We start from the raw sequence: 22,221 nt of genomic DNA on the forward strand, positions 1-22,221 counted from the left end.
GACTATCCTCTGTTTTGTCGCTGTGACGCTATCAAAGTTACCAACTCGGCAAGCGTCACTCGAGCCCGCCCGTAGTCGATATTGCCGACCTGTTTTTCTATTTTTTTTATCAGTAACCGGGTTTCCGGGCAAGGCAGCGCGCTCTTCAATTGCTCGATCAAGTCATTCGGTACAAAATCGCTACCCTCCAACAAGTCGCGCAACTGGCCGGCCAACTCGTTTGCCGCTACCCAATCGGCGGCTTGGCTCTGCTCCTCTGCAACAACACCCTTAGCGGTGAAATCGGCAATCGTGTTCAGGGTTTCCGCCAAACTGGTCTCGCAAGCGGCGAGGCACGCGTCGAACGGCATGCCGGCATGCAAAGCTTCCTCCAGATTCGCCGCGGCCCGGCTCAGTTCTACAGCGCCCAGCACGCCGGCGGCTCCTTTCAAATTGTGCAGCAAATCGACCGCCTGCTCGGTTTTTTCGGCGCTATGCAACGCTCTCAGGCGTTGCATTGTATCGGCAAATTTATCTCTAAAACACTCAAACAAAAGTTGTAATTTATGACTGTCCTCGCCGATCATAATCCGAATATACGCCATATCGAATCCAGGCAACTCCCTGGATAAGCAGGGGACCGTAGACTCTGACTTCGACGGCGCCGGCTCGAGAGATGCGCTTCGTCCCGACGGTTTGATCCAACGTACCAACGCCGCCATCAAAGTCTGCGGCAACACCGGCTTGCCGATATGATCGTTCATGCCGGCAGCGTAACAATCGTTGCGCTCGCGCTCCTGTACCGCCGCCGTCATGGCAATGATGGGCAATTCGGCAAAGCGCGCATCCTGGCGGATCAGCCGAGTAGCTTCGATACCGCTCATCTCCGGCATTTGTAAATCCATCAATACGGCGTCGTAACGGTTTTTCCTGACCGCCTCGACCCCTTCCCGGCCGTTATTAACCACGGTGACGTGTAAGCCGGAGCTTTCCAGATATTCCCGGGCTACCATTTGGTTGACCTCGTTGTCCTCCACCAACAGGATGCGTGCCCCACGTATCGAAGCCGCCATACCCGCCAGAAGCGGCCGGCTTTGTTCAGTGCCCTGCTCCGGGTTGCCGCCCTGCAAACGCGTCAAGGCTTCCAGCAAGGTCGATGGCATCACCGGCTTGACCAAAATATCGTCGGGTATCGCATCGCCCGCCGCACTTAACAATTTCTCGCGGCTGAAGGCGGTCACCATAATTACGACCGGAGCGCTGCGAATCTCGGTGCGGCGCACCATCTCCCGAATTTCCCGGGTAACCTGCACACCATCCAGACCAGGCATTTTCCAATCCAGCAGCACCAATTCGAAATCCCGATTGACATCGTTGGCAGCGCGCAGTGCTTCTAAGGCTTGGGCCCCGGACGCGGCTTCCTCGACCTGGAAGCCCCAGGCCAGCAAAATATCGCGCAACATCTGTCGGGAAATGTCCAAATCGTCGACGATCAACACCCGCATGCTTTGCAGATGGCCGGGAATTGGCCGCGCTTTCTGCTCGGACGGAAACGGCAGCAGCAGCGTAAACTCGAATAAGCTACCTTCGCCAAGCTGACTCTGCACGGCTAAATTACCGCCCATCATTTCCACCAGCCGCTTGCTGATGGTCAATCCCAGCCCGGTACCGCCAAAGCGGCGGGTAATCGAGCCGTCGGCCTGGGTAAAGGCATGAAACAAATGCTCAAGCTGTTCCGCCGACATCCCAATACCGGTATCGCGCACCGAAAAACTCAAGGTGGAGTAGCCGTGGGTTTTTGCCAACTGCGAAACCTTGATATGAATTTCCCCGGCCTCGGTAAATTTCACCGCATTACCAACCAGATTGTTCAATATTTGCCCCAAGCGCAGCGCATCGCCAATTAAGCGCGGCGGCAAAGCGGAATCCAGTTCCAGCACCAGCTCCAGGCCTTTTTCCTCGGCGCGGACGATGAACAGATTCAACACATTCTCCAGCACATCCTCCAAACTAAACGCTTCGGTCTGCAATTCCATACGGCCGGCTTCGACCTTGGAATAATCGAGAATGTCGTTGGTAATCCCCAGCAAGGCGAGCGATGAGGTGTGGATTTTCCTGAGATAATCCCGCAGCTTAGGCGACAGATCGCTGTTCAACGCCAAATCCGACAAGCCGATGATCGCATTCATCGGCGTGCGGATTTCATGACTCATATTCGCCAGGAACATGCCTTTGGAACGCGAGGCGGCTTCCGCTTCCTCTTTGGCTTGCAATAATTCTTCGGTGCGCTGCGCCACTTCGGCTTCCAGACGGTCACGATGGCAGGTAAGGGTTTCGTCGCGCAATTGAATCTCGCCCAACATGGTATTAAAGGCCTGCACCAAATCGCCGATCTCGTCGTGGTCGCGCTGCGCCACGCGTAAGGCGTAATTTTTATCCTCGGCGATAAGCCGCGCGGCCGTAGCCAACTCCTCTATCGGCCTGGAAATGATGCGCTGCAAGCGGATTGCCAACAGATAAACCAATATCAGCGCCAGCCCCGCAGCCCCCAAACTCTTGCCCAAATCGGCCAGTTGATCGTTCCATTGCGCGGTGAAATCGGCTTGCAGCAACACATAGCCGACCAACTCGGTATTTTTGATCACCGGCGTGAATAGCTCGGCGCGCCGGCTCCAGAAGTTGGTGCGCAGTTCGCGAAACGGTCGCCGGTAGTCGCTGGGTATACCGATATCCGCCGTTCCCCGGCTCCATGACGCGAGTACACCGCCATCGGCCGACACCATCCAGGCCGCATACAGCTCAGGCCGGTCTTTCAAAGACACCAGCAACCTGCTGGCTTCGGCTTTATCGGCAAACACCAGCGCGGCTTGGCCGTTTTCGGCTAACACGTCCGCCAAACTGGACAATTCGTGCAACACGCTGCGATAGCGGCTCACCACCGAGCTAACTACCATCACCGACAGACTGACGAACAGGCATACCGCACAACTAAACATGATGATGGACACCAGTTTGCGCCGCAGAGACCAGTTGGCAAAATTGGGCAAAACGCGCATCAAACTATCTCCCGTAAACAATGGCGGCTATATTCAACAGTTGGCCGGGTAAATGCAGCCGGGCATTACGAATCGGTTCCAGATTCACTTCAAATACCACCTTGTTTTCACGAAACAGCAAGCTGATACCGCCGCCTTTTTCGGCAAAGTCGTCGATGTCGGATAAGGTCAACACTGGCGCATCGCGCAGTGCTTTTAAGGTCACCACAAAGTGGGCTTTCTCTGAGCTGCCGAGAAACAACAGATGGCAATTAGTCAAATCCGGATCGGTATAGTTATGTTGGACAAACCGCAAGGTGCGTTCGCCGGCTTTGCGCCCGTCCAGGGCTTGTAACTCGCTGTCCAGCACGCTATTACCGACCACACAGAGCAAAATGTCCGCACCGGGCGGCAATACGTCGGCCGGCCATTCCACGAATTTGGCAAAATTGTATAGATAGGCGGCTTTGATCTGCGCCTCCGACAGGCTGGCGGCCGGCAACACCTGCCAGCCAGGCACTAAAAGGCAAAAACAGGCGAAAATCCATTTGCGCGCCCTATAGCGTCTGGATTGCGGTGCGAAAAAACGCTTGGTCAGATAGTTTTTGACAATACCCCGCATCACGCCCGACGCGTAACCTAAACTTTTCTGTCCGGCCATTTTGTAATGTATGCGAGATCCTTTTTGCATCAGGTTTTGGTTAAGAACCGTCCGGGTAGATTAACGATGATGTTGTTTGACGGGAGCCGGCAATCAAGTTTGTTAAGGTAGAAACGCAAACCCCAGCAATCCAGTCAGGGACCGGCTTGCGTTTCTAAGCTTGATGTCGAATGATTCAGTAATTTAACCACCTCTACCAGGGCAACGGCAAAATCCGTTCAACTCTACGTAGGCATTTCCGGCCGCGGCACCGGCTACGCTGCACGCACCTTCCCAGTATGTAGGCCCCACCCAAAAAGTATGCTGCGCGCGTAATTCCTGATCCTGCACCAAGGGCTGCACGGTAAATTTTTCGCCACGCACCTCGACTTCCCAACCGGAGGGATACGTACAGCCGGTATTGGGACTAGTCCATTCACCGAGCACGGTAACCGTGAATTCGTGCGCCGCCAGCGTGACGGTTTGCCCTTGCGCATCGGTAATCGAGCCGGATTTTTCCACTGAAGTGTCGCTACCCTTGAAGTCGAACAACATGATTTGCCGGTTGTCGGCCAATTCGATCGCAAACCATTGCCAGCCTTGCAGAATAGCTTGGTAGAGTTCCCCGTATTGTCTGTCGAACCAACTGTTGCCGGTGACCTGAAAAGTCTGGCCGCCGATACTGATAGTACCGGTGGTCGCCATTTTCGGCCGGGAGTAGTAATAGGTGTAGCCGCCGAACCGGTAAGGATGCGGATCGCCGCCGTAATGTAATGCCGGCGGCTGAGTGGCATTGAGCTCCAGGTCCAGCACATAGTCGCCGACTTGCGCATGCAAGCGGTCATGGCCGTCGCCACCGACCGCTGTGACTTTATTGTCGGCGCCGGACGTCAGGTTGAAACCGTTTGGGGTTCGATTGGGCAAATGAAACTCGACGAACTCTTCAAACGAGAAACGTTGACCATTCACATCGGTAACCGCCGCCTGCACCAGCTGATCGCGAAAAATCACCAAACTGTCGAACGAGAAAAACACGATTTCAAAACCAAAGCGACGGCCGTCGTCGGTGAATAAATGCCCGGTCCAATACCACCACTGCACTTGCTCACTGGGTAAAAAGGCATCGTCGGCCGGCAATTCGACCGGACCGATCAGCCCGCGGCGCGGCAGAAATAAACACGCTAGCACGGTCAATACTAACAACAGCCAAGGCAATAACGGCGGCTTCAGCAGGCCGACAATCAACACAATCCCGGCAATAATCCAGGGCAATTTTTTCCAGAGCTTACGCATGGTCGATACTCTTTACGGGTTGAAAAATCAAAAGCGCCAGCTGAGTTTGCCGTAGATCGAGCGCGGCACTTCCACAGCACTACTCGGCAAGGACAACGCGGATGAATCTTTATATTCGGGATGGCTGGGCGAGAACAGATTTTGGGCGATGACGGCGAACTCCACGCCGTTATAGGGTTCGTAAGCCAGTCTGGCATCAAAGGTGGTGTAGGCCGGCACCGCCTGGCTGGTGGAATGCAAGCGGCCAACGTGGCGCAGGGTAAAGTCGAGCTTGATTTTTTCCGGCAAATCCATCTGCCAGCGTAAGGAGCCGCGATGGCGTGGGCTCAGGCCGGCAATATCCGGATTGAGCGGGTCCTGGGGGATTTCCATTTTCAGATGACTGTAATTGCCGCTGAAGCGCATCCAATCCAACACATGCCATTCACTGGCGATCTCGATGCCGCGCGTGGTGAAATCTTGCTGGGCGTTACTCCAGATCAACGACTGGGTGAGCCCTACCAACTCCCCACGGCGGAATAGCACCAAATCGCTGTAATGGTTGCTGAAGGCGGTAATATCGGTGGAGAATTTTTCGGTCCACTGAGTGCGGTAACCGATTTCGGCGGCGAAGATTTTTTCGGCGCGCAAATTGGGGTTGGGCTGAGCGATGACTTGAATCTGATCGAAAGGCGCCGGCAAACCGGTCGGCACGCCGCCCAGCCCCACATTGGCCTGGGCTTCGCCGCGCGCCGGCGTCCGCGACGCCCTGGAAACCGAAGCCCATACCGAATGCACTTGGTCCGGCGTCCACATTAAACGGGCGTTGGGCTGCACTTGAGTATTACCAAAGTGGCTTTCTTCCAGCTTGGTACCCAGCGTCAAGCGCAGGGTGTTGTCTATCAACGTGATGTCGTCCTGCACGAAGACGCTGCCGTTGTGGTAACCCAAGCTGTTGGGCGTAAAGGCGATGGCCGAGGTATTGACCGTGGTACTGTGAATAAACCGGTAACTGGCGCCCCACATCAAATCGTGGTCGGCATTGGGATGCAGGCGATGCTGAAAATCGATATCCAACATATCTTGACTGTCGGACAGCGCTGCGGCGCTGAAAGCGACCCGGTCATAATAGCCTTGCAGCATGAATTCAGAACCGTCGCTGAAATTGCCTTCCCAACGCGCCAGCAGGTTGGCGCCATCGGCATGGTCGTCGAAATTGAACTCGCGGTTAAACGGCGGCAACACGGTTTGCGGTACCACGGTATTACCTATGGTCTTGCGGTAAACATCGCCTTGCACGGTGTAACGGCTGTCATTGGAGATGCGGTCGTCGATGCGAAAACCGCCCTGCACCGAGCGCCAGTCGTCGTGCAGCCTTTCTCCGCTTGCGTTAACAAAGGTATCGCGCTCAAAGGTTTTGGCATACACCCGGTAACTACCGTCGTCGCCGATACGACCACCGTGCCGATAACCGGCGAAGCCGCGCTCCTGGTTGCCGCCGCCGGCCACGAACAGATTACCTTGGGTGTCCTTGGCCTTCTTCGTAATGATATTGATCACACCGTTTACCGCATTGGCGCCCCACATCACCGCGCCCGGCCCACGGATTACTTCGATACGCTCGATGTCTTCCATCAGCGTATCCTGTAAATCCCAGAATACCCCGGAAAACAGCGGCGTATAAACGCTACGACCATCCATCAGTACCAGCAATTTATTGGCATAACGGCTATTGAAGCCGCGCGCGGTAACCGCCCAGACACTGGCGTTGATTTGCGCTACCTCAAGGCCGGGCGCCAGGCGAAGTGCATCGGGAATACTGGTGGCACCGGAACGGCGAATGTCTTCCTGACTGATCACGAACGCCGCCGCCGCGGTATCGGATACGGTCTGCGACTTTCTGGAAGCCGACGACACTTCCATTTGCATCAGTTCGTTGATGGAAAAAGCTTCGATATCCGGCGCGTTATCTGCCACCGCGCTACCGAAGATATTGACGTTAAGCGCCATACCGAACAGGAACAGGTTTAATCGATTCGTCGCTTGTATTTGATACCGACCATCAAGCCATATCTTTGCTTTCATTTTTTTTATTATTTTGAGGTGACAACTATTTTGACGCGGGGGGCCGTCGGCTATCCATCCAGCGATACCCGCTCCGGCAAACCGTTTACAAGATAGTCGCTAAATGCCGATAAAGGGTCTGCAATGCGCCAACATCGAAAAATTCATTGCGTTTTTTGAGGGCTATCACATTTCATGCGGCAAAATTGCGCGCCAGCGACAAGTAATCGGCTCCGCGCTAAGGCAACGCTGGTTGCAGCGCCATCTCTGCGAAAGCGAAGCTCCTGAACTTTGAATGTTCCGGGTTCCGATTCGGACGGGAATGACGGTGATGAACAAATCAGCGCGGCCAAACGCCGGACCGTAAAAGTGAGCGGAAATGCTTACCGAACGATGGAAGTACCCTTGATTTGCACATAGACGGCCATGCCGGGCTGCACGTTTAACAACATCGCCGATTTTTGGGTGATATGCGCCAGTAGCACCTCGTCGCCGACTGCCAGTTGCACCACGATTTGGCCCTGCCCCATTTCGCTAAGCGCCAAAACCTGGGCCGATAAAATATTCAAGATGCTGGAAGCTTCCGGCGGTTGCAAGGTAATACTGACGTCGCGGGCGTAAATTCTGATTCTCACCGAGCTACCAATCGGCATATCCAAATACGGCAAACTCAGGCTGCCACCGGCGAATTCGGCATGGCTGAGATGATACTCGGCTTCGTGGCTGATCAACTTACCCTGCCAGACGCTGGCCGCTTGCCGATCCAAAGCCATAGGCCCATCCAGCCGCGTCAGGGTTTCCGCCAGCGGCCCGCAGGCTAAGGCCTTACCGGCGGCCATCACCAGCAGGTGGTCCGCGAGTTGATTGACCTCCTGCAAGGAGTGGGTGACGTACAGAATCGGGATTTGCAGATTCTGATGCAAGCCGGTCAAATACGGCAGGATGTCCTGCTTGCGTTGCTCGTCCAGCGAGGCCAGCGGCTCGTCCATCAACAACACATCCGGACTGGCGGCCAAGGCTCTGGTAATGGCTACGCGTTGCCGTTCGCCGCCGGACAGCCGGGCTGGCAAGCGGTCCAGCAACGGCCCTATCGCCAGTAATTCGATAGCCTGCTCTAAGGAAAATGCCCTATCTTTGGTTCGCAAGCGCCGCACTGCATAATCCAGATTGCCGCGCACCGACAGATGCGGGAACAGATTGGCCTCTTGAAACACATAAGCCAGATTACGTTTATGGGTGGGCAGGAAAAAGTCTTGCTCGCTATCTTGCCAAAGGGTGTCGCCGATTTTCAAAAAGCCCTGCGTTGGCCGTTCCAACCCGGCGATACAACGCAGCAAGGTGGTCTTACCGGAACCGGAGTGACCGAACAGCACCGTCACACCGCTGGCAGGCAATTGCAAATCCACATCCAAATCAAATTGGTCGTAAGCCAGGCGCAAGCGGGCCTGAATGCTGGGCACTTGGGACATAGTCATTTCAAGGATTGCGTCAGGGTTTGGGTTTGTTGGCTGTTGTACAGCAGCAGTAACACCAAGAAAGAGAAGATCAGCAAGCCGCCGGCCAGCCAATGCGCCTGCCCGTATTCCAAGGCTTCGACATGATTGTAAATTTGCACGGATACGACGCGGGTTTTGTCGGGAATATTGCCGCCCACCATCAATACCACGCCGAATTCTCCGACGGTATGGGTAAACCCCAACACGCCAGCGGTTAAAAAACCCGGCTTCGCCAGAGGCAGCGCCACGCTGAAAAATCTATCCAGCGGCCCGGCTCCCAAGGTCGCGGCAGCTTCCAGCGGTGCATCGCCCATTGCCACGAAGGCGTTCTGCAAAGGCTGCACCACAAACGGCAACGAATACAACACCGACGCCACCACCAAACCACCAAAGCTGAACGGCAAAGTGCCTATACCCAACCACTGGGTGAATTGCCCTACCACCCCAGCCGGCCCCATCAACACCAATAAGTAAAAGCCCAATACCGTCGGCGGCAGCACCAGCGGCAGAGCTACGATGCTATTGATAACACCTTTCCAGCGCGAGCGGCTGCGCGCCAACTTCCAAGCCAGCGGCGTACCCAACAATAGCAACAGTAAGGTAGCCAGACTGGCGACGCGAAAGGTCAAAAACAAGGTGTCGAGATCGGCGGCGTTTAGCATGCAAGGCTTGGTCTAAGTGACGGGGAAATCGCTACGAGGCGACACATCTGCGGTCTATTTTCGCTAATCGGGCTGGTAGAACGCCAGCAAAATACGCAATGGCGTTCAGCAAAACCGCAGCTACGATGAGTATCGGCACAATAGGCGCGACATTATCAGCGCCTATCCCGATTGAGTTATTCGCCCGGCCCTTAATTTCCCTGGCGTCGTCGTGCCCGCAAAGGCGGAAGCGACGATTTTAAGGGCCGGAGTAGTCTTCAACTTGCTGCATCCCCCTCTTTTTCAAAGAGGGTATATCTTAAAGATTTAAAGTTATTGCAGTTAAATCAACAACAAGGGCTTATTTTCCGATAATCTGCAAGCGGTTTTCCAGCTTGGCCGCCACCAAGGCATCGTAATGCCGTTGCAGCATCGAATCGGTTGGCCGCGGAAACAAGGTTGCCTCAATCTCGCTTTGCAATTGCGTCAAAAAATGCCGTTTGAGGACCGAATCCTCGGGCAGTCCCTTCGCCGGACCACCGACATCACCTACTGCTTTGCTAGTGCCGCTGGATTTACTGGACTTTGCATAAGCCGACAGCATGCACCCCAAGGGCGCGAATGCACAGGCAGCCACAATCAGCATAATCAATCCGACCCATATCACTTCACTCATTTCATCACCTTAATGACATTGCCAAAAAATCGGCGATAGGCTTTGGCACGCGCCTGCCGCCCTCTTGAAAATCCCAGTGATTCTCAATTGACCCACAGCAATATCAATGCCACGGAACTTAGCGCCCGCAAGCCCCGGAACACAGGGACTTTCAGGGATGTGTCACAGTTTGAGTGTATTGTTTTGAGACAGGAATGCGACAAGACCGCAACATTCAGAAAAAATTGTCAGCGATACAAGTGCAGACGTTTTCATGGGAGCGATGCCTTTCCCAGTCACTAGACTTAGTACCCAGGCAAAACATTCCGCTAATAGATTGATGGTTTGCTCGCGCAATTCACGCATTGCCAAAATGCCTCGGCAAATTGGCATGCAAACCCGCTACGCACGTTAATTCGACTCAAGCCTCGCCGCCAGCTATTGAAACGTGATCAACGTCCGAAACCCTTGATTCAGACGAGTTGGCCAGCAAATCTTTGACTAAAGCATTCGGGAAACGCCGGCTCGGCGTGATGGCATAAAAGCGCTCGCGAATATCCGCGATACGGTAGCGCTCCACCAACAGACCTTGGCGTAATTCATCCAGCACAACCACCGGCGGTACGAGGGTCAAATGGCCGGACTCGCGCGCCAGCAAGCGCAGCATCGCCATGTCATCGACTTCGGCCACCACAATTGGCCTCACGCCGGCTTGTTCCAGCAAGAAATCGAACGCGGCCCTAATTTCGCTTTCAATGCTCGGTAACAGCAGGGGTCTGCCATGCAGATCCTGCGGGAATTGAAACGGCAGATTGTCGGCGCAGGGTTTACCGACCAAGCTGACCGGCTGTTCATCCAATAGATGGCAATGCCAATTGGTTTGCGCATCTCGCGGTACCGGCCGGTTGGACAGCACCAGATCGATGGTGTGGGTATGCATTTGCGCCAGCAATTCGCGCAGGCTGCCGGAATGCAACACCAGTTCGACATCGCTGCGCAGGACTAAGGAGCGGACCAACTCCAGCTGAAAATTACGCGACAGCGTAGACACTGCACCAATCCGCAATAACTGCCGTTCGCCCGCCGAACGGCCATGCATCAAGCTGATCAATTCATCGCCAGCCCGAAAAATGGCGTTGGCGTAATCCAGGGCAATCCGTCCGGCTTCGGTTAATTGCAGGCGTTTGCCCTCACGCTCGAACAACTTTTGCCCAAACGATTCTTCTAGCTGACGCAATTGAATACTCAGCGCCGACTGTGACACATGTAAGCGTTCAGCAGCCCGCGTCAAATTGTTTTCGTTGGCGATCATCCAGAAATAACGCAGATGGTGATAGTTCAGTGAGGCCATTTAGTCATTAACAAAAAAGAACATTTAGATTAAATACATATATTGGATGAATCAATAGCCGATTGCTAGCATGACCTCACTCTCAACACTTCGGAGATTCTCATGAACCGTACTATCAGCTGGGCAATCTTATGCATCGAACAATCTGACAGCAACGCCACATTGCTAATTAGACAGGAGTTGCTGCCATGACATCCTTGATCAGTTACTTGGCTGTTTCGACTCCGCTGCTGTTGTTTCTATCCGGCACTCCGTCCTCCGCCTGGGCGACACGCCACCCGCAGCAAATGGGCAAACTGTGCGGCGCTTTATCCATCATGGCGGTACTCACAGCCGGGCTTTCCGGCATCGGCATTTTCTATCCGGTTTCATTACCTGCTGGTGTCGCAGATAACGGCTTATACATCGACAGACTCTCGGTCATCATGCTGATGCTGGTGGCGTTCATAGGCGCCGTGGTCATCCGCTATTCACGTCATTACCTGGATGGCGATCCTGGTCAGGGCCGTTTTTTTAAGTGGCTGGCCTGGACTATCGCGGCAGTGATGACCCTAGTCATCGCCGGCCACTTCATATTATTTGTGCTGGCCTGGATTCTCACCAGTCTGTGTTTGCACCGATTATTGTTGTTTTATCCGGAACGCCAGGGGGCTCGTATCGCCGCGCGCAAGAAGTTTGTCTTCAGCCGCTTAGGCGATTGCGCGCTGATTTTGGCAGGGGTTTGGCTTTATCAAGTCTTCGGCACCCTTGAATTCAGGGAATTGTTCGCACTTGCAGACAGACCGGTTGCGGACACCGGCTTGTTGAACGCCGCAGCCTTTGCCCTGGTGATTGGCGCTGTGATCAAATCGGCGCAGTTTCCATTTCACAGCTGGCTGCCGGAGGTCATGGAAACCCCCACGCCGGTATCGGCGTTGATGCATGCCGGCATCATCAATGCCGGCGGATTTCTAGTGATACGCATGAGCCACATACTGGTGCAGGCGCCCGTCGCACTGCACTTGCTGGCAGTCATCGGCACCATTACTGCTCTTTTCGGCTCATTGGTGATGCTGACTCAAACCAGTATCAAAAAATCGCTGGCCTTTTCCACCGTCGGCCAGATGGGTTTCATGATGTTGCAATGTGGGCTCGGCGCATTTTCCTCGGCGATGCTGCATATCGTCGCCCACGCCTTGTACAAGGCGCACGCCTTTTTATCCAGCGGCAGCGTGGTGGACATTGCTCGCGCGGCCTGGGCTCCGCCGATTCGCGACAGTCGCCATCCAGGCGAACTGTTGCTGGCGTTCATAGCGGCCTTGGGCTTGACCGTTGGCAGTGCCGGCTTGTTCGATCTGACATTTAGGGAAGAGCCGGGCATTGTGCTGTTGGGTGCCATCTTGCAAATGGCCTTGACCTACTTGTTGTGGAATGCCGTGGCCCATCAAACCGGTCCAGCGCAAATCGGCAAAGCCCTGCTGATTGCCGCCGGGGTTAGCCTTTTGTATTTCGCCCTGCAAACCGGCTTCTTGCATTTACTGCGCGCAGACATTGCTGACCAGATGCCGATAGACAGCGTGTTCGATAGTGTTTTGCTGATCATCGTACTGGCGGGCTTTTTCACGATTTTGATGTTACAGATTCAGTACCCGGGCCCGGCGGCTGCCCAGGTTTGGCAAGCAGCCTACGTGCATATCTACAACGGCTTTTACATCAGTACTCTGACCAACCGCATGATTCATCGGTATGGGTCCAAGCCCGTCAGTCTTAGCCATCGTCACTCTGGAGGAATGCCGCAATGAACTCAGCCGTATTGTCATTTAAAACACAGCCCTCATTCGCTGATGCCGAGATAGTCAGCGTTGCCGATGGCACGCATACCTACCAAACCCCGGATATAGTTGCAGCCGTTGAAAGCGCCTGCACCCGCATCGCGCCGTTATGGCCCCTGCAACAGTTCGTCGCGGTCAATCCGTTTCTGGGTCTAACTGAGCGCAGCTTTGCTGATGCTTGTGAAGTCAGCGCGCGGATGGGTCAAGGCGAGATGCTGATGCCGGCGAGTTTCTACGCCGAACACTATCGTTCGGGCCGCATTGAAGAGTCCGATGTCAGGCAGGCACTACAACTTGCCGGCAGCAGTATGTCGCTAGAACAATGCCTGTCCCTATTGCATGAAGCGTCGGGCCAGGATTTCGGGTTGACCGGCAAGCGCTGGCAGACCTTGGCGGAGCATCTGGACGCCATGCGTGGCAGCCAGTGGTCGGTATTGATTACCGAGGAAATATCCAAATGGTGCGCGGCCTACTTCGATCAAGGACAATCCGCATGGCGCATGCCCTGGCGGGGGCTGCCGCTGTATGTGGCCTGGCGCCGCGCTGCGGCCTTTGATCGCACGCCGGAATTAGCCGGCCTGTCGGCGTTTCGTCAGACGATAAACGCCTTGCCTGAAGAGCCCATTGAGGCGATTACGCAGATACTCACTGAAATGGGTTTGCCCAGCGCCCGACTCGATGATGCCTGTCATCGGCAGTTGCTAACGGTGGCCGGCTGGAGTTCTTGGGTGTGTTACAAACATTGGCAAACCAGCCCCGAGAAAAACCAGGATGCCTTGCGGCAACTACTGGCCATACGGCTCAGCTATGACTATGCGCTCATTTCGGCGGTGGCAAGCCGGCAAGATGTCGAGACATGGCGAGGCCATTGGCAAGACGCGCCGTTGACAGATACCGATACCGGCGTAGCGCTTGAAGTACGGCATATTATGCAGTCGGCCTACGAATTGGCAACGCAACGCCCCTTGTTCGAAAAACTCGCGTCGGCGCTGGCCTCAACAGGCCCTTGGCAAGCCCAGCGTAAAAACCTGCAGGCAGTGTTTTGTATCGACGTGCGTTCCGAAATTTATCGGCGCGCTCTGGAAATGCAATCTCATACTATCGAAACCCTTGGTTTTGCCGGTTTCTTCGGTTTCCCCATCGAATACATCGCTCTTGGGCACCATCATGGTCAGCAGCAATGTCCGGTTTTGCTGAAGCCTAGATTCCGGATTCGGGAAAGTGTAACCGATGCCGATGTCGGCGAACTACGCGACATCCTGGAAAAGCGCTGGCTGCGCAAACGTTTAAATCGGCTTTGGAAGGGCTTTAAAAACTCCGCGGTGTCGTGTTTCTCTTACGTGGAAATTTCCGGTCTGAGCTTCGCCGGCAAATTGCTCAGCGACAGCCTGGGTTTGACCCGGCCGGTAGTGAAACCGGGTATCGCCGGTCTGGACAAAGCCATCGTCCACCGCATCGGACCGGTCATTACCCGCCAGCGCGGCCGTCTGATTGCCAAGGGGCCAGTGGTCGAAACCGGTATCGCCCTGGGTGACCGCGTCGAACTGGCGCGCAAAGCCCTGCAGGGCATGAGCCTGACAGGCCGTTTTGCCCGGCTGGTGTTGTTGTGCGGCCACGGCAGCAGCACCGTCAACAATCCTTACGCCGCCGGCCTGGATTGCGGCGCCTGCGGAGGGCACAGCGGCGAAGCCAACGCCAGGGTGGCGGCTGCGGTGTTGAACGATCGCGAGGTTCGTGCCGGCCTGGCAGCGCAGGGACTGACTATCCCGAAAGATACCTGGTTTGTCGCCGGTTTGCACGATACGACCACGGATGAGGTGCGGCTGTTCGACCTTGAGCAAATCCCGCATTGCTTCGGCGAAGACCTGTTGCTATTACAGCGCTGGCTGAATCAGGCTTCACAACTCACTCGCCAGGAGCGCGCGCCGGGTTTGGGATTACCCCGCCACGATGCCGCTGCGCTAATGAAAGCCGTTACTCAACGCAGCCGCGATTGGTCGCAGATTCGTCCGGAATGGGGTCTGGCGGGGAATATGGCTTTTATTGCCGCACCCAGACAACGCACGTATCACTTTGAATTCGACGGTCGGGTATTTCTACACAACTACGATTACCGGCAAGACTCGGATACTGCGATTTTGAGTCTGATCATGAGCGCGCCGATGGTGGTGGCCAGCTGGATTAATCTGCAGTACTACGCCTCGACCGTGGATAACCGCCGCTTCGGCAGCGGTAACAAAGCGTTGCACAATGTGGTCGGCACCATCGGCATTCTCGAAGGCAACGGCGGCGATTTGCGCACCGGCTTGCCTTGGCAATCGCTACATGACGGCAAAACCCTGCGCCACGAGCCGGTGCGTTTGACCGTGGTCATCGAGGCACCCGCCGAGATGATCGAGCAAGTCTTGGCAAACCACGCCGAGGTTCGGCAATTGGTCGACAACCACTGGTTGCACCTGACGCGTATCGATCCGTTGGACAACCGCTGCTATCGCTATCTACAGCCGCAGCACTGGCAAGCCGTCACCGATTCTGGCAAGGAGAGTTAATATGAACGAGCAAGTAAACACACCCGTCAACCAGACACACGCAGCGGCGGACCACCTGGACTTACTGGAAGCCGAGGCGCTGTTCATCCTCCGCGAGGTGATTGCTGAATGTCGACATCCGGTGTTGTTGTTTTCCGGCGGCAAGGATTCGGCGGTGTTATTACATCTGGCTTACAAGGCTTTTCATCCCGAGCGCATCGGCTGCGCGCTATTGCACATTGATACCGGCCATAACTATGACGAAGTGATTGCCTATCGCGACCGGATGGCCGAACGCTACGCTTGCCAGTTGCACGTGCGCAGCGTCGAAGACTCGATCCGTAAAGGCTCGGTACGTTTGCGGCATGCGTTGGAATCGCGCAATGCCTATCAATCGGTGACTTTGATGGAAGCAATCGCCGAATTTGGTTTCGATGCCTGTCTGGGAGGTGCCCGACGTGACGAAGAGAAAGCGCGGGCCAAGGAGCGTATCGTCAGCGTGCGCGACGAGTTCGGTCAATGGGAACCCAAAAATCAGCGCCCTGAGCTCTGGTCTTTGTACAACACCCGCGTCGCACTGGGCGACCATCTAAGGGTATTCCCGATTTCAAATTGGACCGAACTCGATGTCTGGCAATACATCCAGCGCGAAGACATCGAACTGCCGGCGCTTTACTTCGCCCATCCGCGCCAAGTGGTGCGGCGCGGCGATATTCTGGTACCGGTGACGCATCTGACACCGGCCCAGGCCGGCGATACCGTAGAAACCATCAGCTGCCGTTTCCGCACTGTCGGCGATATTTCCTGCACCGCGCCGGTGGCATCGTCAGCCGGTAATGTAGCCGACATCATCGCCGAAACCGCCCAATGCCTGCTGACCGAACGTGGCGCGACCCGCCTGGACGACCGCGCCTCCGATGCGGCGATGGAACAACGTAAAAAAGAGGGGTATTTCTGATGAACGCACCTAGCTATGTGACACTTGAAAGCCAATTTGACGAGACCGTGCAACCCGCTAATTCCGGCCTGCTGAGGTTTATCACCGCCGGCAGCGTCGATGACGGCAAGAGCACGCTGATCGGTCGCTTGTTGTACGACACCGGCAACGTCGCCGCCGATCAATTGGCGGCGATTCAAGCCACTTCGCAAAAACGCGGGCTGGCGGCTATCGATTGGTCGTTGTTGACCGATGGCCTGATCGCTGAGCGGGAACAAGGCATTACGATTGATGTGGCCTATCGTTATTTCGCCACATCGCGGCGTAAATTCATCATCGGTGATGCGCCCGGCCACGAGCAATATACCCGCAACATGGTCACAGCCGCCTCCAGCGCCGACTCGGCGATTTTGTTGGTCGACGCCAGGAAAGGCGTCACCACCCAGACCCGCCGCCACGCCTATCTGGCACATTTACTCGGTATCCGCGAGTTAGTGCTGGCAGTGAACAAAATGGATTTGGTGGATTGGCAACCTGCGGTATATCAAGACATCGTAGATGCGTTCAACGCCTTCGTCAGCGCCTTGGGTCGTCATCACGTGCAAGCCATTCCGCTATCGGCTTTAAACGGTACCAACGTGGCGACGCGCGCGGAGGCGATTCCTTGGTATCACGGTCCCAGTTTGCTCGAATACTTGGAAGCCGTCCCGGCCCGGCGCGATGCCGAGCGGGCCCCGCTAAGGCTGCCGGTGCAGCGTGTGGTGCGGGTGATGCTGGGCAATGCCGCCAACGGAGCAAGCGATACGGAATTTCGCGGTTATCAAGGCACACTGGCTTCGGGACGGCTGCACATTGGCGACGAAATAGCGGTGTGGCCGACCGGCCAGCGGGCGCGCGTCAAGGGTTTGACTGTGGCCGAACAGTCATTGGCCATGGCAAGCGCAGATCACGCGGTGGTAGTGGCGCTGGAAAGTGAAATCGACATTTCGCGTGGCGATATGCTGTCCAACGCCATTCAGCCGCCGCGGGTCGTCAAGACACTCACCGCCGATATGTGCTGGTTGTCCGAGCAGCCAATGCAAGCGCGGGGTAAGTACCTGGTTAAACATACCACCCGCACCGTTAATGCTTTCTTCGAAGAGTTGAGTTACCGGGTTGACGTCAACACGCTGGACCACCAGGCCACCCCGGAAACGGCAGTCATGAACGACATCCTGCGGGTCAAACTTAAATTGCAACAGCCACTGTTAGTCGATGCGTATGTCGATAACCGCACCACCGGCAGTTTCATCGTCATCGATCCGGCGTCTTTGCACACGGTAGCGGCTGGCGTGATTATTTAACGCTATAGGGTCTAAAAACAGGAATCCTCCAAATGAATTGGAACGAATATGTGCAATTGCTCGCCGGCTTGATTTCCGTAGTCAATCCGATCAGTGCCATGCCGATTTTTATGTCGTTGACTGCGACAAAATCACCTTTGCAACGTCGGCAGACAGCAATGACCACCGCATTTGCCGTGGCGATGGTGTTGTTCACTTCGCTGTTGGCGGGCGAGCCCATCCTGAATTTCTTCGGCATCGGCCTGCCGGCTTTTCGGGTGGCCGGCGGCCTATTGTTGCTGTTGATGGGCATATCGATGCTGCGAGTCAGCGATGATCGTTCTCGGCACACACCGGAAGAAGACGCCGAGTCGCACGAAAAGTCCTCGGTAGCGGTGGTGCCCTTGGCGATTCCCTTGTTGGCAGGGCCTGGCGCGATCAGCACCACCATCGTCTATGCACATCGCGATTTGTCCTTGGCGCACTATTTGTTGTTCAGCGGCGTGATCGCGTCCGTCAGTTTGATCGTGTTGCTAATCCTGCTGCTGGCGCCGCGCATTATCGCCGTGATGGGACAAACCGGCATGAACGTGGTGACGCGAGTGATGGGCTTATTGTTGACCTCGACCGCCGTCGAATTTATCGCCGGCGGCATTACGGAGCTATTTCCTATTTTGGTGAGAGGCTGAGGATTGCGCTAAAAATAACTTCCCGAAATGACTTACCGGCCAAACCGTTCTTGCTCGACTTGCATGGATGCAGAAGCAATTGTCGAGCTCAGTCGAAGCATGAACGGTTTGGGGCGGCGGATGCCCGGATTTTCCCGTCCATCCTTCGACAAACTTGTATGGTAAAGGTTAAGAGAATCGGGGAGACTTTGGTTGTCGGGATGGAGGGACATCGACAAGCATCTGCTAAGACAGACCTCACTGAGAAATCATCCCATCGCGTCTTCCAGAGTCGATGAAGAATCTAGCGGTTAGACCGCCGATTTGTGCACAAGCTTACTCGGCAGACGCACCACCCCGACTCTCTTATTTTTCAACAGGTGGAGGACGTATGACAAGCGAAATGTTGATCGGTATCGATGTAGCAAAAGATGAACTGGTGATAGATTCAGAGCAGGGTTTGTTGACGCTTGCCAATACGGCAGAGGCCATCGATGCCTGGCTGAAGACGTTACCGACCGGGAGTTATATTGGCCTGGAAGCCACCAGCGATTATCATCAACTCATGGCAGAGCAAGCGGTATTGATGGGCATGGTCGTCTATGTGCTGAACCCACGGGATATGCGCCATTATGCCCTGGGTTTGGGCAGACGGGGCAAGACGGATCGAGTGGACGCCCAAATGATCCGGCGATTTATCACCGCTGAACGGGGTCATTTACGTCCCTATCAACCTGCTTCGGCGATGCAGCACCAAGTGGCTTTACTGCAACGGCGCCGTGCGACGGTCGTCAAGCATCGTCAAGCCCTGCAAAAAGCCTTGCGAAGCGTGAAGGAACTTGAAGCGCCACTCATTGATACCGTGGCCGCCTTGGACGGATTGCTCAAGCATATCGATCAGCAACTGGATGACTTATTAACTTTGCAGCCTGCACTGAAAGCCGAGGCCCGACGTCTTGAGAGCATACCGGGTATTGGCCGGCAAACCTCAACACAGCTGGCTGTCTTGTTTGATCGGGTCCCGTTAAGCCGCAGCGATGCCGTAGTAGCCTTTGTCGGGCTGGATCCCCGAGCCTGTGACTCAGGCCAAAAGCGGGGCCGCCGACGCGTATCCAAACGGGGACCGGGTGAACTGAGACGGCTGTTATACAACTGCGCCCAGGCAGCCGCCAAAACGGCTGTGTGGAAACCCTATTACCAAGAGTTAAGAGCCAGAGAGTTCTCGGCAACTCAGGCGCTAGTGATTATCGCCAGAAAATTATTACGCATCGCATTCTCGCTTTGGCAACAAGCCGATGCCCGATTTGACGCTCAGAAAATTGCTTGCCTCAACAATGCAGCTTGACGAAAACCATAGAATCTCAGCCCAAACGGAATCCCCGTGATGAATTGGGCCGGGTTAATAGCTTTGTCTGGAGCCTGAAACCACCTCGAGATTAAAACCGGTATTCCACCCCGCCAAACACCGACCGGGTGGCGCCGGGATTGAATTGTTCCAAATCGGCACCATTGGCATTCCCTATCACCCAAACCGAAGACGCGTAATGTTCGTCGGTCAAATTTCGACCATCCACAAACAGCTTCCAATGTTTGCCGTCATCCCAACCCATGCGCGCACCCAATAGCGCATAAGGCTTGGCGGCCAAAGTATTGGCAAAGTCCGCCCAGTTGGAACTGACGATGCGGGCATTGGGGCCTATGTAAAAACCGCTGGGATGCTGGTACAGCGCTTCGACGAAAGCATTGTGTTCGGGAACGCCGGGCAAGCGGTTATTGGCTAGCGCGGGGTCGCTGTCAAACGTAAAGTCGTTCCAGGTGTAGTTGCCGCTGAGTCGCAGGTTGTCGCCGGACGCCGCCAGATTTAGAGGCAAAGTGGTTTCCAAGCCGAGTTCGACACCACGATGTAGCGTCGTACTATCAGCGTTGGTGGAGGAAAACGCCGTTGGATTTCTGGGATTGGAAACAATCAAGTACTCGTTGTTGACCCATGCCTGGTAAAAAGCCAAGTCCCATTTCAAGCGCTGGGCTTGCCCGCGCGTGCCGATTTCCACGGTGCTGGCGGTTTGCAGATTTCTTTTGGGTTGTAGATAAATATTGGCAAGATCGGCCATTTTTGGCGGTTCGGAGCTGCGGCTGACATTACCGTAAATTTGCGCTTCGTCGGTGGCTTGCCAGGTAAAGCCTAGTTTAGGGTTAGCGGTGAAAAAATCTTGATTAGCCTGATTGCTGGGTCTGGCGGCACTGGCTACATAGCCCTCGTAACGTTCGTAATTGACGTCGCGATAATTTAATTGGATGCCGGCTATCAAGGTAAACGCGTCGGTCAAACTCAATTGGTCTTCCATAAAGGCTTCGACATTCAGCCAGCGGTCGCGCTCCGCCGTCAACAACGGTCCAAGCTGCCTGCCAACGACGCCGTAGTTTTTATCGTTGATAAATTGCCATTGGGTCAGACCGCCCCATATCACCCGGTTTTTTAAACCCAATAATTGACCATTGAGTTCGTGCCGCCAATTGAAGCCGACATCCTGCCACTGGTCATGATTGCCGCTATCGGTATAGTCGTAACGATAGTTATTGATCGAATAATAAGTACCGATATCAAAGTGGTCGCCGCCATTCAATTTTACCGAATGCTTTAGATCGAAACGGTAGGATGAAAAGCCATTGGGTAAGGACCAGTCGTTGGCGTTTTGTTGGGGATTTTGATCGATTTGTCGCTTGCTCAGCGATGCCGGCCATAAGAAATTATGGTTTTGCGCATCGAAATATAAACGGGTTTCGTGATTTTCGTTCCAGCGATAGCCGACATTGCCATGTCCCAAAAACTGCTCTTGATGGTTGTTTTCCCGGGTCGTATCGGTATTGACGTAGGAAAACGTGCCGAAAACATCCAGGCCGTTTTCAAACGCTTTGCCCCCGCTGAAATACGGGCGGTAATAATCGTTAGTCCCCCCGACAATACCGATTTTCAGCGGATCGGCGGTATATCCCGTCGGCGTGATGTAGTTGATGGCACCGCCTAGATTGCTGCCGCCATATTCCAAGGCATTGGCACCGCGATAGACTTCGATATGCTCGATGGCATAAAGATTGAGCATTTCGACATCGAAAGTCCCGTTGGCGTGGGTAAACGGCATGCCGTTGCGCAGGATTTTGATCCCGCGAATCGGCGAAATATCGGAATTGCCGTCCGAACCGCGGATGGAGATGCGCGATCCGCCGGTCGCGCCGGCGCTAATATCGCCCACATAAACACCCGGCGCCGTCGCCAAGGCATCGCTGACCGACAAAGGCGCACCTTCGGCGATCCGTTCGCCGTCGATTACCGTGGTACCGCCCGCCACTCGATTGAGTTTGGTTTGCGATTCTTGCATCGATGGCGTCGTCAGGCTAAGGCTTTCGCTTCCTAAGGCTTTGCCCGTCACCGTTAAACTCGGCAAGGTTGTCGTACCGGCCGCCGACTGCGGTTCCACCGCCGCCGCTTTTTCCAAGGTGACGGTATTGCCGTTGCTGAACCGGTAGCGCAGCCCGGAACCGCGCAGCAAGTTCTGCAAAGCCTGTTCCTGCGTATAACGGCCTTTTAGTTCCGGCGCGGTGATGCGTTCGGCAATGTCGCCTTCATACAGCACTTGCAAGCCGGTGAGCGCGGAAAAACGAGTCAACGCGGAGGACAGCGCTTGGGAGCGGATATCAAAGCTTTGCGCGGTTTGCTCGGCAGCTAGGGTAACAGTAGAAGTCAACAGGCCGGCAGCAAGCGCTAGGTAGAGTGGGGCACGGCAAGCTGGTATGGGATATTTCATATGTCTATCTCCTTCGTCG

The 22,221-nt window shown here is 55.1% G+C and carries 15 protein-coding genes; 6 read left to right on the forward strand and 9 right to left on the reverse strand.

The features are described 5' to 3' along the window. Positions 1-2: 2 nt before the first annotated feature. The 8 genes from METH11B_RS0111980 to METH11B_RS0112020 all read right to left on the reverse strand — a co-directional run bounded on the left by METH11B_RS0111980 (position 3) and on the right by METH11B_RS0112020 (position 11,133). Positions 3-3,035: a hybrid sensor histidine kinase/response regulator gene (locus METH11B_RS0111980; RefSeq protein WP_026602217.1), complete on the reverse strand. Its 3,033-nt coding sequence runs from the start codon at positions 3,033-3,035 to the stop codon at positions 3-5. A 4-nt stretch (positions 3,036-3,039) separates the two neighbouring features. Beyond that, complete coding sequence (locus METH11B_RS0111985; protein WP_231499613.1) at positions 3,040-3,705, reverse strand: YfiR family protein; 666 nt, start codon at positions 3,703-3,705, stop codon at positions 3,040-3,042. 153 nt (positions 3,706-3,858) lie between these two features. After that, a complete protein-coding gene (locus tag METH11B_RS0111990) occupies positions 3,859-4,947 on the reverse strand; it encodes a lipocalin family protein (protein ID WP_026602219.1) in 1,089 nt (362 codons plus the stop codon). 27 nt (positions 4,948-4,974) lie between these two features. Beyond that, positions 4,975-7,011: a TonB-dependent receptor plug domain-containing protein gene (locus METH11B_RS0111995; RefSeq protein ID WP_051067723.1), complete on the reverse strand. Its 2,037-nt coding sequence runs from the start codon at positions 7,009-7,011 to the stop codon at positions 4,975-4,977. Positions 7,012-7,373: 362 nt separating this feature from the next. After that, on the reverse strand, positions 7,374-8,450 hold the full coding sequence (gene modC, locus METH11B_RS0112005; RefSeq protein WP_442919030.1) for a molybdenum ABC transporter ATP-binding protein: 1,077 nt from the start codon (positions 8,448-8,450) through the stop codon (positions 7,374-7,376). Positions 8,451-8,461: 11 nt separating this feature from the next. Then, positions 8,462-9,148 carry a molybdate ABC transporter permease subunit gene (gene modB / locus METH11B_RS0112010; RefSeq protein ID WP_020484674.1) on the reverse strand — a complete coding sequence of 229 codons (687 nt, stop codon included), beginning with the start codon at positions 9,146-9,148 and terminating at the stop codon, positions 8,462-8,464. Between the two features lie 340 nt (positions 9,149-9,488). Then, a complete protein-coding gene (locus METH11B_RS0112015) occupies positions 9,489-9,803 on the reverse strand; it encodes a hypothetical protein (protein WP_020484673.1) in 315 nt (104 codons plus the stop codon). Positions 9,804-10,203: 400 nt separating this feature from the next. Next, positions 10,204-11,133 (reverse strand): LysR family transcriptional regulator, encoded by a 930-nt coding sequence (locus tag METH11B_RS0112020; protein WP_051067722.1) that lies wholly within the window; start codon positions 11,131-11,133, stop codon positions 10,204-10,206. 188 nt (positions 11,134-11,321) lie between these two features. On the opposite strand from METH11B_RS0112020, the gene METH11B_RS0112025 reads away from it, so the two are divergent. The 6 genes from METH11B_RS0112025 to METH11B_RS0112050 all read left to right on the forward strand — a co-directional run bounded on the left by METH11B_RS0112025 (position 11,322) and on the right by METH11B_RS0112050 (position 19,744). Further along, on the forward strand, positions 11,322-12,914 hold the full coding sequence (locus METH11B_RS0112025; protein ID WP_026602221.1) for an NADH-quinone oxidoreductase subunit L: 1,593 nt from the start codon (positions 11,322-11,324) through the stop codon (positions 12,912-12,914). Next, entirely contained in the window at positions 12,911-15,493 is a 2,583-nt protein-coding gene (locus METH11B_RS0112030; protein ID WP_026602222.1) for a YbcC family protein, read from the forward strand. The genes METH11B_RS0112025 and METH11B_RS0112030 overlap by 4 nt, the downstream gene beginning before the upstream one ends. Position 15,494: 1 nt before the next feature. Next, a complete protein-coding gene (cysD, locus tag METH11B_RS0112035; protein ID WP_026602223.1) occupies positions 15,495-16,430 on the forward strand; it encodes a sulfate adenylyltransferase subunit CysD in 936 nt (311 codons plus the stop codon). Continuing rightward, positions 16,430-17,752, forward strand: a complete 1,323-nt coding sequence (locus METH11B_RS0112040; protein WP_026602224.1) for a sulfate adenylyltransferase subunit 1 — start codon at positions 16,430-16,432, stop codon at positions 17,750-17,752. Before cysD ends, METH11B_RS0112040 begins: the two co-directional genes overlap by 1 nt. A gap of 32 nt (positions 17,753-17,784) precedes the next feature. Continuing rightward, the gene (locus METH11B_RS0112045; RefSeq protein WP_026602225.1) at positions 17,785-18,420 is read left to right on the forward strand and encodes an NAAT family transporter; all 636 of its coding nucleotides are present in this window, start codon (positions 17,785-17,787) and stop codon (positions 18,418-18,420) included. 370 nt (positions 18,421-18,790) lie between these two features. Then, positions 18,791-19,744 (forward strand): IS110 family transposase, encoded by a 954-nt coding sequence (locus METH11B_RS0112050; protein WP_026602226.1) that lies wholly within the window; start codon positions 18,791-18,793, stop codon positions 19,742-19,744. 91 nt (positions 19,745-19,835) lie between these two features. On the opposite strand, the gene METH11B_RS0112055 is transcribed toward METH11B_RS0112050, so the two are convergent. After that, positions 19,836-22,202 carry a TonB-dependent receptor domain-containing protein gene (locus METH11B_RS0112055; protein WP_026602227.1) on the reverse strand — a complete coding sequence of 789 codons (2,367 nt, stop codon included), beginning with the start codon at positions 22,200-22,202 and terminating at the stop codon, positions 19,836-19,838. Between the last annotated feature and the right edge of the window lie 19 nt (positions 22,203-22,221).

The organism is Methylomonas sp. 11b, assembly GCF_000515215.1.
In the GTDB taxonomy this organism is placed as follows: domain Bacteria; phylum Pseudomonadota; class Gammaproteobacteria; order Methylococcales; family Methylomonadaceae; genus Methylomonas.